The organism is Streptomyces naganishii JCM 4654 (genome assembly GCF_014650575.1).
GTDB lineage: Bacteria > Actinomycetota > Actinomycetes > Streptomycetales > Streptomycetaceae > Streptomyces > Streptomyces naganishii.
The window spans coordinates 350,259-363,614 of sequence record NZ_BMVF01000007.1; the positions used below are offsets into that span (position 1 = coordinate 350,259).

General features: G+C 75.5%; 9 protein-coding genes. 4 read left to right on the plus strand and 5 right to left on the minus strand.

The window, feature by feature from the left end:
- The first annotated feature begins 66 nt into the window (after positions 1-66).
- From ettA to IE217_RS15815, 3 genes are read left to right on the plus strand one after another with little or no spacing between them, the layout of a single operon-like run.
- Entirely contained in the window at positions 67-1,731 is a 1,665-nt protein-coding gene (gene ettA, locus IE217_RS15805) for an energy-dependent translational throttle protein EttA (RefSeq protein WP_190178484.1), read from the plus strand.
- 8 nt (positions 1,732-1,739) lie between these two features.
- On the plus strand, positions 1,740-2,168 hold the full coding sequence (locus IE217_RS15810; RefSeq protein WP_190178485.1) for an acyl-CoA thioesterase: 429 nt from the start codon (positions 1,740-1,742) through the stop codon (positions 2,166-2,168).
- A complete protein-coding gene (locus IE217_RS15815; RefSeq protein WP_190178486.1) occupies positions 2,165-2,848 on the plus strand; it encodes a DUF8010 domain-containing protein in 684 nt (227 codons plus the stop codon). The genes IE217_RS15810 and IE217_RS15815 overlap by 4 nt, the downstream gene beginning before the upstream one ends.
- Before the next feature lie 29 nt (positions 2,849-2,877).
- Here the strand turns inward: IE217_RS15815 and IE217_RS15820 are convergent, their stop codons facing one another.
- The 4 genes from IE217_RS15820 to IE217_RS15835 all read right to left on the minus strand — a co-directional run bounded on the left by IE217_RS15820 (position 2,878) and on the right by IE217_RS15835 (position 10,716).
- A complete protein-coding gene (locus IE217_RS15820; RefSeq protein WP_190178487.1) occupies positions 2,878-3,837 on the minus strand; it encodes an ABC transporter ATP-binding protein in 960 nt (319 codons plus the stop codon).
- Positions 3,838-4,054: 217 nt separating this feature from the next.
- Positions 4,055-6,829 (minus strand): FtsX-like permease family protein, encoded by a 2,775-nt coding sequence (locus tag IE217_RS15825; RefSeq protein WP_190178488.1) that lies wholly within the window; start codon positions 6,827-6,829, stop codon positions 4,055-4,057.
- 1 nt (position 6,830) lies between these two features.
- Complete coding sequence (locus IE217_RS15830) at positions 6,831-10,115, minus strand: FtsX-like permease family protein (RefSeq protein WP_190178489.1); 3,285 nt, start codon at positions 10,113-10,115, stop codon at positions 6,831-6,833.
- Between the two features lie 196 nt (positions 10,116-10,311).
- Positions 10,312-10,716, minus strand: coding sequence for a globin (locus IE217_RS15835; RefSeq protein WP_190178490.1), 405 nt, complete (start codon positions 10,714-10,716; stop codon positions 10,312-10,314).
- Positions 10,717-10,835: 119 nt separating this feature from the next.
- Here IE217_RS15835 and IE217_RS15840 point away from each other — a divergent pair, with 119 nt between their 5' ends.
- A complete protein-coding gene (locus IE217_RS15840) occupies positions 10,836-11,822 on the plus strand; it encodes a methyltransferase domain-containing protein (protein WP_190178491.1) in 987 nt (328 codons plus the stop codon).
- Positions 11,823-11,855: 33 nt separating this feature from the next.
- On the opposite strand, the gene IE217_RS15845 is transcribed toward IE217_RS15840, so the two are convergent.
- Positions 11,856-13,274 carry an FHA domain-containing protein gene (locus IE217_RS15845; protein WP_190178492.1) on the minus strand — a complete coding sequence of 473 codons (1,419 nt, stop codon included), beginning with the start codon at positions 13,272-13,274 and terminating at the stop codon, positions 11,856-11,858.
- Positions 13,275-13,356 lie beyond the last annotated feature (82 nt).

Sequence of the window (13,356 nt, forward strand, 5' to 3'; positions counted from 1 at the left end):
GGTGGCGGTCAGGCAAGATGGGGTGTATCTGCCCACTGCCAGTTTCAAGCTGCCGGACGGTTTCTCTTGGCTGAGTTCATTTACACCATGCGCAAGGCGCGCAAGGCGCACGGCGACAAGGTGATCCTCGACGACGTCACCCTGAGCTTCCTTCCGGGTGCGAAGATCGGCGTCGTCGGCCCGAACGGTGCCGGTAAGTCGACCGTGCTGAAGATCATGGCGGGGCTGGAGCAGCCGTCCAACGGCGACGCGTTCCTGTCGCCCGGCTACAGCGTCGGCATCCTCCTCCAGGAGCCCCCGCTGAACGAGGAGAAGACGGTCCTGGAGAACGTCCAGGAGGGCGTCGCCGAGATCAAGGGCAAGCTCGACCGGTTCAACGAGATCGCCGAGCAGATGGCCACCGACTACTCCGACGCGCTGCTCGAGGAGATGGGCAAGCTCCAGGAGGAGCTCGACCACGCCAACGCCTGGGACCTCGACGCCCAGCTCGAGCAGGCCATGGACGCCCTGGGCTGCCCGCCCGGCGACTGGCCGGTCACCAACCTCTCCGGCGGTGAGAAGCGCCGCGTGGCGCTGTGCAAGCTGCTGCTCGAGCAGCCCGACCTGCTGCTGCTCGACGAGCCCACCAACCACCTCGACGCCGAGTCGGTGAACTGGCTGGAGCAGCACCTCGCCAAGTACGACGGCACCGTCGTGGCGATCACCCACGACCGGTACTTCCTGGACAACGTCGCCGAGTGGATCCTCGAGCTCGACCGCGGCCGCGCCTACCCGTACGAGGGCAACTACTCCACGTACCTGGAGACCAAGGCGACCCGTCTGAAGGTCGAGGGCCAGAAGGACGCCAAGCGGCAGAAGCGACTCAAGGAAGAGCTCGAGTGGGTCCGCTCCAACGCCAAGGGCCGCCAGGCCAAGTCCAAGGCGCGCCTGGCCCGCTACGAGGAGATGGCCGCCGAGGCCGAGAAGATGCGGAAGCTGGACTTCGAGGAGATCCAGATCCCGCCGGGCCCCCGCCTGGGCAACGTCGTCGTCGAGGTGAGCAACCTCAACAAGGCCTTCGGTGAGAAGGTCCTGATCGACGACCTGTCGTTCACCCTGCCGCGCAACGGCATCGTCGGCGTCATCGGCCCGAACGGCGCGGGCAAGACCACGCTGTTCAAGATGATCCAGGGCCTGGAGGAGCCGGACTCCGGCAGCATCAAGGTCGGCGAGACCGTCAAGATCTCCTACGTCGACCAGAGCCGCGAGAACATCGACCCCAAGAAGACGCTGTGGGCCGTCGTCTCCGACGAGCTGGACTACATCAACGTCGGCCAGGTCGAAATGCCCTCGCGCGCGTACGTCTCCGCCTTCGGCTTCAAGGGACCGGACCAGCAGAAGCCGGCGGGCGTGCTGTCCGGCGGTGAGCGCAACCGCCTCAACCTCGCGCTCACCCTCAAGCAGGGCGGCAACCTGCTGCTCCTCGACGAGCCCACCAACGACCTCGACGTCGAAACTCTCTCCAGCCTGGAGAACGCGCTGCTGGAGTTCCCCGGCTGCGCCGTGGTCGTCTCCCACGACCGGTGGTTCCTGGACCGCGTCGCGACGCACATCCTCGCCTACGAGGGCGACTCCAAGTGGTTCTGGTTCGAGGGCAACTTCGAGTCGTACGAGAAGAACAAGATCGAGCGGCTCGGCGCGGACGCCGCCCGTCCGCACCGCGCCACCTACAAGAAGCTGACCCGGGGCTGATCCAGCAGATGCGCCACACCTACCGCTGCCCGCTGCGCTGGGCGGACATGGACGCGTACGGCCACGTGAACAACGTGGTGTTCCTCCGCTACCTGGAGGAGGCCCGCATCGACTTCCTGTTCCGCCCGGACAAGCAGTTCAAGCAGGGGTCGGTCGTGGCGCGCCACGAGATCGACTACAAGCGCCAGCTCGTCCACCGGCACGCCCCGGTGGACATCGAGCTGTGGGTCACGGAGATCAGGGCCGCCTCCTTCACCCTCGCCTACGAGGTGAAGGACGGCGACCAGATCTACGTCCGGGCCTCCACGGTGATCGTTCCCTTCGACTTCGAGGCCCAGCGGCCGCGCCGGATCACCGAGGAGGAGCGCGAGTTCCTCCGGGAGTACACCGACGACGGGTCGCAAAAGGCCGACGAGGAGGAGGCCGTCGCCGCATGACGGTGCTCCACCTCACGGACGACACGGAGGCGGCCGACCTCGCCGCCTTCCTGTCCCGGCTGCTGCACTACGACCGCGCGGCCGCCGTGCGCCTTCAGGCGGCGGGCACCGCGCTCGCCGTGTTCGGACGGCCGCCGTCCTTCGAGGTGCTGGCCGTGCGTGCGGTGCGGCTCGCCAAGCCGTACGAGAACGGGCTCGACGTCACCCTCGACGTGACCGTGTCCGCCGGTGAGCTGCTGGAGTCGGTGGACGAGACGGCCGCCACGGCCGTCGTTCCGGCCGCGGTGACCGGGCCGCCGTGGGCGGGTGTGCTCCCGCCGCGCGGGGGCTGGCAGCCCGAGCCCGGGCTGCCCCCGGCGGAGCGCCTGCGGGCGACGGTCGCCGCCGCCGTCACCGAATTCCGCACCCGGAGCGGAGAGTTGGCGCCCGAGGAGCGCACCCGCGCCGGACTCGACCTGATCGGGCGGGAGATCTGGTCCCGGACCGTGGGGCAGACCCGGCTCCCGGTGCGGGCCCTGCACGCGGCGCAGTCCCTCGGCTTCCTGCGCTCCCGCGCGAGTGCCGGCGAGGGCGACCTCGCGCTGTTCTCGTCGGGGGCCTGGCTGCGGCTGCGCACCCCCTACGGTTCGATAGCCGTGCGGCAGGCCGGGCTCGGCACGCTGGGCGTCAGCGTCCGCTGACCCCCTGGCCCGCCGGGGCGGAGAGCCGGTCAGTCCCGTTCGCTGTCGTCGGGGCGTACCGCGATGTGGTCGGGCTCCAGTTCCAGCGCCACACGGTCGCGCATGCCGAGGGCCTGGGTGTACTCGGCGGGCAGTTGCAGGCGTCCCGCGCGGTCCAGCATGGCGTACTCGCGGCTCACCACCCGCTCGTGTCCGGTCGCCTCGTCCACCTCGCTGCGGCGCAGCACCTCGGTGGAGGTGCGGCCGTCGCGGATGGCGACCGTGCGGCGGACCTCCGTGGCCACCGCCTGGTCGTGGGTGACGATGACGATGGTGGTACCCAGGCGTTCGTTGGCGGTGCGGAAGGCGGCGAAGACCTGCTCGCCGGTGTGGGAGTCGAGTTCGCCGGTGGGCTCGTCGGCGAGCAGCACCGCCGGGTTGTTGGCGAGGGCCACCGCGATCGCGACGCGCTGCTGCTGGCCGCCGGACATCTGGTGCGGGCGGCGGTCCCGGCAGTCGCCGACCTCCAGGAGTTCCAGCAGCTCCAGGGCGCGTTCGGCCTTGGCGCGGCGGGTGCGTCCGCGGGCGCCCGCGAGCTGCATCGGCAGGGCGACGTTCTGCGCGGCGGTCAGGTACGGCAGGACGTTGCGGGAGGTCTGCTGCCAGACGAAGCCGACGACCTCACGGCGGTAGCGCAGGCGGTCCTTGGCGGTCATGGCGAGCAGGTCGTGGTCGGCGACGCGGGCCGCCCCGGCGGTCGGGGTGTCCAGCCCGGCGAGGATGTTCATCAGGGTGGACTTGCCGCTGCCGGACGCGCCGACGAGGGCCATGAGCTCGCCCTCGCGGACCAGCAGGTCCAGGCCTTGGAGGGCCTGCACCTCGACACCGTCCGCGGAGAAGATGCGCACCAGGCGGTCGCAGGTGATCAGGGCGTCGTGGCCGTAGGCCGGCTGCTCGCGGTGCGCGGTCGCCCGCCGGGCGAGGTCGGCGAGCGTGGGATGCGTCGTCATCGGTGAGCTCCTGCGCGGCGGCTGGGGCGGATGAGGCGGTCGCCGGGACCGCCGACGGGGATGGGACCGCCGGGGTCACTGGGACTGGGACCGCTGGGGCGATAGGGGTGAAAGGGACCACTGGGGTCACCGGGACCGGGCCCGCCGGGGCCGCTGCCGGGGGCACCGGCACCGCTGGGGTGGCTTGGACCCGGGCAGGCACGGAGGCCGGGGCGGTTCATCCGGAATCCCCCGCCCTGAGCTCCCGTACCGAACCCCTGCGCCCCGTCCACCAGGCCTGCCCGGCGGCGACCCCCACAGCGAGCAGCAGCACCGCGGCGGCCGGCAGGGCCAGCGACAGGGGGTCGGTCCGCAGCACACCCGCGCCGGAGTAGGCCGCGGCGGGAGGCAGGGCCACCGTGGTCAGATCGATGCCGGGGGACAGCAGCCGGATGGTCGCCCAGCCCGTCAGCGCGCCGCCCGCCGCGGCGAGCACGGCCTGGGGCAGGGACTCCAGGATCAGCAGGCGGCGGCCCTGGGCTCGGGTGAGGCCCATGGTGCGCAGCCGGGCGAGGAGCGCGGCGCGTTCGGGGGCCGCGCGCAGCAGCGCGAGCAGCAGAGCGAGTACGGCGTAGCCGGCGCTCGCCGCGACCGCCGCCGCGTAGACGCGCCCGGCGCCGGTCTGGAGGGGCGAGTCGACGTAGTGCGCCCGCTCCTCGGACCGCAGCTGCACGGACGCCGCCTTGCCGGTGGCGGCGCGCAGGGCGTGGGCGTCGAGGTGGGCGCCGGTCACCAGCAGGGTGGTCGTGCGGGCGGCCGCCCGGTCCAGCCCGGCGCGGTCGACGACCAGGAATTCGTCGCCGACCACGGCCGGGGTCCGGTCGCGGACGACGGCGATCCGTACGGTGATGTCGGCGCCGTCGCCGAGGCGGACCGGGAACGGCTGGGTGCCGTAGGTCCGGGCGACGGACGGGGAAGCCAGCGCGGGCAGCGCGGAGGAGCGCCCCGCGGCCGGGCGGTGCAGCCGCTCCACGGGGAAGGGGCCGAGGCCGGTGCGGCCGGCGAGGGAGGCGTAGTCGGCGGGGGCGACGCCGGCCAGGGACACCGGGGTGAGGTTCGCGCCCGCCTTGGCCTGGTAGTCGACGCTCATCTCGCTGACGTGACCGACGCCGGGCGCCCGGCGGACCCGGTCGGGCAGCCCGGCCGGCAGCGCTGCGCTGCCCTCCACACGGGCGTCCGCGCCCACGGCGGACAGCGCGGCGTGGTCCCGCGCGTCGGAGATGCCGGCGAGGACCGATCCGCCGAAGGCGGCCGTGGTGAGCGCGGTCAGCAGCGCGAGCAGCGGCAGCACCGCGGAGACGGACGTGCGTCCCGCGCGGGCGAGCGACAGGTGCCCCACCGCCCCGCGCAGCCGCCGGGCCGGACCCGCCAGCCGGCGCAGTGGCAGCGGGTACAGCCGGACCAGCACCAGGGCCGCGATCACACCCACCAACACCGGGGCGAGGGAGACCAGTTGGTCACCCGAGACGCCGGACGAGGTCTCTGCGGAGCCGCCGCCCGAGCCGGAGGCGCCGGACGTGCCCGACACGCCCCTGCGCCGCAGCGCCTCCACCGCGCCCGCCGCGATCACCAGCAGGGTGAGTTCGGCGACCGTGCGGCGCCGGGACGGGCGCCGTGACACCGCGTCCTCGCGCGGGCCGTGCACGCGGACCGCGCGGTGGGTGACCATCGCGCGCAGGGGCAGCGCCGAGCAGGCGAGCGCGGTGACCGCCACCGCCGCGAGGACCGCGGGCACACGGCGCTCGGTGGGGACCGCGAGCAGCGCGGCCGCGAGTCCGAGCGCGCCGGCGGGCACGGCGGCCACGGCCGTCTCGGCGAGCAGGCGTCCGCCCAGGGCGCGCAGGGAGGAGCCGCGGGCGCGCAGCAGGGCGAGTTCGGCGCGGCGGCGGTCGGCGGCGAGACCGCCTGCCATCAGCAGGACGACGGCGGCGACCGTCGCGGTGCCGAAGGCGGCGACGGACACGAGCGGTTCGATGCCGGCGGCGAGACGGTCGTAGTCGTTGAGCACGTCGTCGAGGTCGGTGTCCGCCTGCGTGGTCTGGTCGGTGACCGTGCGGACCTGCCCGAGCCCCGGCCCCGACTCCAGAGCCGCGACCGAGGACTTCAGGCCGCCCAGCTCGTGGGCGTGCAGGGCGCGGGTGTCGGGCGCGATCTGCCAGTAGCGGAACGGGTGCCCGGGGGTGCCGAGCAGGGCCGGGGCCGCCTCGGGCTGCAGCAGCAGGGCGCCGAGCCAGTAGTACTGCGGGTCGGCCGAGGGGACGCGCACCAGCGAAGGGGTACGAAGGAGGGGCTCGGACGCCCAGTAGGCGCCGCCGGGTTCGCGCGGGTCGAGGATGCCGGTGACGCGCACGGCGAGCGGGCGGCGGGCCGCGCCCGGCACGTGGAGGACCGAACCCACCCGCAGGCGCAGGCTTCTGGCCGTCTCGGCGGTCACGGCGGCCTCGACCTCGGCGGTCGCCGCCGTGACGGTGCCGTTCACGCGGGGCAGCCGGCCCGCGCGCACCGAGGAGTGCCCGCCGAGGCCGTTCTGCGCGACCAGCCGCAGCCGCGCGGGCAGTCCGCTGGGCCGGGGGATGAAGGTGTCGGGCACGGCGAGGGGGTCGCTGTTCTGCACGCCGTACGAGGACTGGGCGCGGTCGGCGACCAGTGGCCGCTGGACGGCGCGCAGCACCCCCGCGAACTGCCGCCCCAGAGCGGCCGGGCGCAGCGCGTCCTCCCGCTGCGGCTGACCGGACCCGTCGTCCAGGCCCGGGGCGAACAGCCACACGCTGGTGCGGTCCGGGTGCGCCCGCTCGACCGCGTGGACCAGGCCGGCGTCCCGGTACCGGTCGAGCGCGCGCGGGAACACCGCGGCCAGGCACGCGGTCAGCGCGACCAGCAGCGCCAGGGCGGCCGCGGCGGCCGGTGCGGTGCGCAGCCGGACGCGGACCCAGGAAGCGGTGACGCGGTCCACCTCACTCACCTCCGCCGTCTCGCAGGGACACCGCCGGGTCGGACCGGCGCAGGCTCAGGGCCGCGGTGACGAGCAGCGGCGCGGCGGCGACCGCCGCCAGCAGCACGGCCACGCGGCCGGGCGGGAGCTGGACCAGCACCGCCGGCACCGGCTTCGCCGCCTGCCCGGTGAGCACGATCAGCGGCACCACCGCCCGGGTCAGCACCGCGCCCAGGGCGACACCGACCGCCAGTGCCAGGGCGACCAGTACGCCGTGCTCGGCGGCGAGCATGCGGGCCAGCTTCCGGCGCGGGGCGCCCAGGGCCCGCAGTACGGCGAACTCGGCGTCCCGTTCCCGCAGCGCGCCGGCCGCGCTCACCGCGAAGCCGAGCGCCGCCAGGGCCGCGGCGACGACGGCCGCGGCGGTGAACGCGGCCGCGGGCCCGGCGCCGAACGGGTCGCCGCGCAGCTGCCCGGCGATCTCGTCGCGCACCACCACCTGCGCCGGCTCCACGTCGGGCAGGGCCCGCAGCGCGGCGGCCACCTGCGCCGACCGGCCCGGGTCGGCGCTCAGCCACCACTCGGTGGGCGGCACCCCGTCGCCGTAGCGCGCCTGGAGCAGCCGGTTCACCGACCGCAGGTCCATCAGCAGGCCGCCGCCGTCGTGGGCCGCGTCGGCCGCGCCGGCCGAGGCCTGGTCCGGCTGTCCCGCGGTGGTCGGCAGCGCGCGCACCGACCGTGCGATGCGGACCGGGACGGAGCGGCCGTCGATCGTCACGTCCACGCGCTGGCCGGGGTGCGCGCCCGCGGCGGTCAGGAACGCGCCGGTGGCGAGTGCGGCGACCTCGGGCTGCGGCGGCTGGACGACCCGCACCCGTACGGTGACCGTGCCCACCACCCAGGTGTCCTCGTGCGGCACGTAGCCGGTGCCGTAGGCGACGGTCAGCGGGCGGGCGGAGGTGACGGAGGGCCGGGACGGGGAGGTGCTGCCGTCGGGGGAGGAGGTGGTGCCGGTGCTGGAGGAGACCGCCTGCCAGGCGGTGGGCAGCGACAGCCGCCGTACGGTGCCGTCGGCGGCCTCGGCCGTCATCTCCAAGACGGTCAGGCTGTGCTGCTCGGCGCGGTCGACCGGCTGGGTCAGGCTCAGCTCGAGAGCGGTCAGGAGCAGCGGGCCCGCGGCGGCGGGCACGTCCAGCGTCAGGGGGCGGGAGCGGCCGTCGGCCGGGAGCGAGCCGAGCGGCATCCGGTACGGCACCCCGTAGCGGTCCTCCAGGGTCACGGCCACGTCCACCGAGGGGCTCGTCGCGGAACCGCGGATGCCCGCCGTCAGGTGCAGCCGGGCGGTGCCCGCGGGCAGCTTCACGCCGGCCGCCGCGCCCTTCGGCGCCAGCCCCGACAGCAGCGGGCCCACCGGGGACGCGGCCAGATCGGGGCGCATCAGGACCGCGTCCGACGCCCGGGTCGTGTCCAGTGCCAGCACGGTCGCCGTGCGGTCGCCGGACAGGGGCAGCGCGGCGCGCACGGCGGGGGCGGCGGCGCGGACGTGCCCGACGGCGGCGTAGTTCTCGGTGCGCCCGAGTTCGCCCTCCCCGGCGGCCAGCACCCGCACCGGCACCCCCGCCCGGAAGTCGGCCTGGTCGTCCTGCGAACGGTCCCAGGAGGCGCCCTGGCCGATTGCCAGCATGCCCAGCGCCACCGCCAGCACCAGCAGCAGCACCGGACCCGCCCCGCGCATTGGGCGGCGGCTGAACTGCCAGCCCGCCAGCGCCGCCGGCAGCCCCCGGCCGCCCGCGGCGCGCCGCTCGGCCAGCCGGGCCACCGGCGGCAGCAACCGCAGCGTCAGGACCGTGCCGGCCAGCAGGGCGAGCGCGGGCGCGGTGACGAGCAGCGGGTCGATGCCGAGCGCGCCCGTGCGGTCCCCGGCGACGGCGCCGGTGGGCTGCCGGTCCAGCTGCCAGTACGCGACGGCGGCCACCGCCAGCAGCCCGACGTCCGCGCCGGCGCGCAGCGGCGCGGGCAGCGCACGGGCCCGCGGTCCGGCCGCGAACGACGACGTCAGCGCGGGCAGCGTCACCGCCACCGCGCAGCCCAGCGCCACAGCCACCGCGACCAGCCACACCCCCGGCCGTCCGGCCGCCGGGATGTCCGGGTGCAGCCCGATCCGGGCCAGGGCGCCCTGCCCGGCCAGCAGCCGGGTGAACGGCCCGGCGAGCAGCGGGGCGCACAGCACGGCGGGCAGCGCGAGCAGCAGCGCCTCCAGGGCGGCCAGCGAGGCGATCCGGGCGCGTGAAGCGCCGCGCGCCCGCAACAGGCGGGTCTCACCGGCGCGTTCGGTGCTCAGCAGCCGGGCCACCAGCAGCAGTGCGTAGGCCGCGAGCAGGACCAGTTGCAGCGCGGCGATCAGCAGGGTGGACCGCGTGACGAGCAGCGAGCGGTCGATCCGGTCCAGCACCTCCGGCAGCGAGGTCGTCACGGTCACCGTGTCGCCCGGCGCGACCGTCCTGCGCAGTTCGGCGGCGCCCGGGCGCACCGCCTCGCGCAGCGCGCCGATGCGCCCGGTCGTCAGCGCCGTGAAGTCCGCGGACACCTGCCAGGCCGACTGCCCGGCGGTCACCCTCGTACCGGAGAGCACGCCGGGCGCGGCGAGCAGCGGGCCGTACGTCGTGAAGTCGACCTTGCGCACCCCGCGGCCGCCCAGGTCGTCCAGCTGCCAGTACGCGGCGCCGGCGCGGGCGGGCCGGTACAGACCGGTGATCCGCACCCGGACCTTCGGGCCGCCCAGCCGGTCGGCGAGCGTGAGCCGGGCGCCGGTGGCCAGGGAGAGCCGCCGGGCGGCCGTCTCGGGCAGCGCGGCCTCCAGGTCCCCCGCCGCCGTCGCGCGCGGCAGGCGGCCGGAGACCAGCCGCACCTGGCTGCCGTCCAGGCCGGCGAAGTAGGTCAGGTCCGGGTCGCCGGACCGGTCGGCGGGCGGTCGCAGGGAGACGGGAAGGGCGTACGGGCCGGAGCGCACCAGCTTCCGCACGGTCACCGGCAGTCCGTCGAAGGCCTCGCCCGCCCGCTGCCGCACGGCGGCGTCGGCCCGCGCGCGGTCGGCCACGGGCACATCGGCCCGCACGGTCAGGGCGGCGTCCGCCGCGTTGCGCGGGTCGCGCAGGGCGTGGCGCAGGGCCGCGTCGCCGATCGCGCCGGAGTAGGCGGCGAACGTCGAAAGGACGGCCGTGGTGAGCAGGACGGTCAGCAGCGCGGCGGCCGCCGGCAGACGGTGCGCCCGCGCGCGCAGCAGCACCAGCCCCGTGAACCCCGCCACCCGGCTCCCCCCGCCGTTGTCCAGACCTCCGAGCGATGCTGTCAGAGGGAGGGGACCGCGGGTAAGCGCTTGTGGATCGACCTTGACCGGATTGTGACCGCAATCCGGCGCACGGCGACCGGATTCCGGGACGACCGGATCCGGTCCAGGGGCGCTTAGCGCAGGGTGCTCAGTCGGGAATGCTCGGCCGGGGTGCTCAGTCCGGGGTGTTGATCATCGAAGCGGCCGCGTACGTCAGGTAGTTCCACAGCGTCTGCTCGTGCTCGGGCGAAAGGCCCAGCTCGTCGACGGCCACCCGCATGTGCCGCAGCCAGGCGTCGTGCGCGGCGCGGTCGACCGTGAAGGGCGCGTGCCGCATGCGCAGCCGGGGATGGCCGCGCCGCTCGCCGTACGTCGTCGGGCCGCCCCAGTACTGGATCAGGAACAGCCTCAGCCGCTCCTCGGCCGGACCCAGGTCCTCCTCGGGGTACATCGCCCGCAGTTCGGGGTCGTCCGCGACGCCCTCGTAGAAACGGTGGACCAGCCGGCGGAAGGTCTCCTCCCCGCCGACCTGCTCGTAGAACGTCTGCTCCTGAAGCGTGCCGCGCCGAATCTCATTCACCCGTCCATGGTCTCAGACGCCCGGACCGAGGTCCGCGGTCCTAGGCCCTCGGCCCCACGGCCCTCCCGGTCCGCCGGACGTACTCGCCACGGCGGGCCCCCGCGCAGCACAGTGGAGTCATGGGCGCGCACTCCGCAGACCGGGAGACCGACGACCTCGCCGCCGAACTGCGGGCGGAACTGGTGCGGGACATCGAGGCGAGCGGCGCCTGGGCGTCGGACCCGGTGTGGCGGGAGGCGTTCGGCGCGGTGCCCCGGCACCTGTTCGTGCCGTACTACTACGTCGTCGCCGTGCGCGGCTACGAGCGGCGGTGGGGCGAGAGCCCCGACCCGAGGGCGCGCGAACGCTGGTTGCGGGGCGCGTACGCCGACGTACCGCTGGCCACCCGCCTGCGCGACGGCGAGCTCGTCTCCTCCAGCAGCCAGCCCTCGCTCATGGCGCAGATGCTGGCCGAGCTGCGGGTGGAGGACGGCGACCGGGTCCTGGAGATCGGCGCGGGCACCGGCTACAACGCCGCCCTGCTCGCCCACCGGCTCGGCGCCGACCGCCTCGTCACCACCGTGGACCTCGAACCGGAGATCACCGAGTCGGCGCGGCGGCACCTGGCGGCCGCCGGGCACCACCCGGCGGTCGTCACCGGCGACGGGGCGCGCGGGGTGCCCGAACACGCCCCCTACGACCGGATCGTGGCCACCTGCGCGCTGCCCTCGATCCCGCGCGCCTGGCTCGCCCAGTGCGCATCCGGCGCCCGCGTCCTGACACCGATCGCCACCGGCGTGGTCGCGCTGACCGTGCGGGACGCCGCGCACGCCGAGGGGACCTTCCTGGACACTCCGGCCTACTTCGTGCCGCTGCGCGGGAGCAGCCGGCCCGGGCCGCCCGTCCCGTCGCTGGACGGTGTGCCGCCCGGGGCGCGGGAGCACGAACTGTTCCGCTTCCTGCTCGCGCTGGCCCGCGGCCGCCTGGACGCGCGGGAGGCGTACGTCCTGTGGGAGGGCGAGGGGCGGCCTGAGCGCCCCCGCTACGGGATCACGGTGAGCGGGGCGCACGCCTGGGCGTGGCTGGACCATCCGGAGGGGCCGTACGCCTGGCCCCTTCCGGGCTGAGCCGGGCCGGGCCCGGTCGGACCCGGCCGGCCGTCAGCCGCGCCGGATCGTGATGGTCGTCCAGGCGCCCACGTGCACCCGGTCGCCGTCCTGGAGCGGCACCGGCACGAAGGGCTGGATCGGGTCCTCGGAGCCGTTGACCGTGGTGCCGTTGGTGGAGTTCTGGTCCACCACCGCCCAGGTGCCGTCGGGCTGCTGGACCAGCACCGCGTGCTGGTGCGAGACGCCCGGGTCCTCCGGCGGCACCGACAGGTCGATGTCGGGGGTGTCGCCGGTGGAGTGCCGGCGGCGGCCGATGGTGACCTGGTTGCCGGAGAGCGTGCGCTGCTGCTCGGGCGAGTAGGCGGGCAGGTTCAGGCCCGCGGCCTCGGGGCCGGAGCGCTGCATCATCGCCATGAAGTAGTCGCGGTCCGGGCCGATCGTCGCCGTCCACGTCGCCGGCTGCTGCGGGAAGGGCGGGCCGGACGGGGCCTGCGTGGCGCCGGGCTGCGGATAGCCGTAGCCGCCGCCCTGGCCGCCGTACCCGCCCTGACCGCCCGGACCGGACGGGCCACCCGCGGACGACGGCGGGGAGATCACCCAGTCGTCGTCACCGCCGAAGGCCGGGCCGGGCGGCTGGGACCGGCCCGTCTCCTGCGGGAACGGCGGGGCCGGCGCCCCGGCCTGCTGGAAGGCCTGCGGGGCACCGCCGTGCGTACCCGGACCACCAGGACGCGGACCGCCCGGGCCACCCGGGCCGCCCTGCGTAGGACCGGGCGGCGGCGGAACCGGCCGCGAGGGGTCCTGGCCGAAGGGGGAGGGACCGCCGGGACGGGGGTCGCCGCCGAAGCCCGAGGGGCCGCCGGGACCACCGGGTCCTCCCGGTCCGCCGGGACCGCCCGGGCGTCCCTGCGGGTCGCCGGGATAGTGCGGGCCGGGCGGGATCGGCTCGGCGGGCCGGTTCACCTGGGACGGGCGGGAGCCCTGGTACTCGTAGGAGTCACCGCCGAAGGACAGGCCGGGCGGCTGCTGGAAGCGCCCGCCGGGACCGGCACCGGGGCCGGGAGCCGGGGGACGCGGGGCCGCCGGGGTGTACGAGGTGGCGGTGTTCGTCAGGAAGTTCCAGCGGCACTCCTCGCAGAACGGCGCACCGCCCTCGCGGGGCGTGCGGCACTGCGGGCACAGCTCCGGCTCCCGGTCCGGCACCGCGGACAGGTGCGGACGCCCACCCGGCGCACCGGGACCGCCAGGACCGGCACCACCAGGACCACCGGGACCGGGACCCCCCGGACCGCCGTAGCCACCGGGACCACCGGGGCCGCCAGGGCCTCCGGGTCCCGGCGCGGGCGGGAAGCCGTAGCCGCCGGCCGGGGGCGGTGGGGGAGGCGGAGGCACGGCACCGGCCATGCGGTGACCGCAGACCTCGCACCAGTCGTCGGAACCCGACTGGTGTCCGTTCGGGCAGGTCGGCATGTCGGCGCTTCCCCCTCTCCTTTTCCGGCCCGCGGGGGCCGGTTTTCTCCCACCCCGAGGGGCCGGGCTCGCTGGCGTTCGC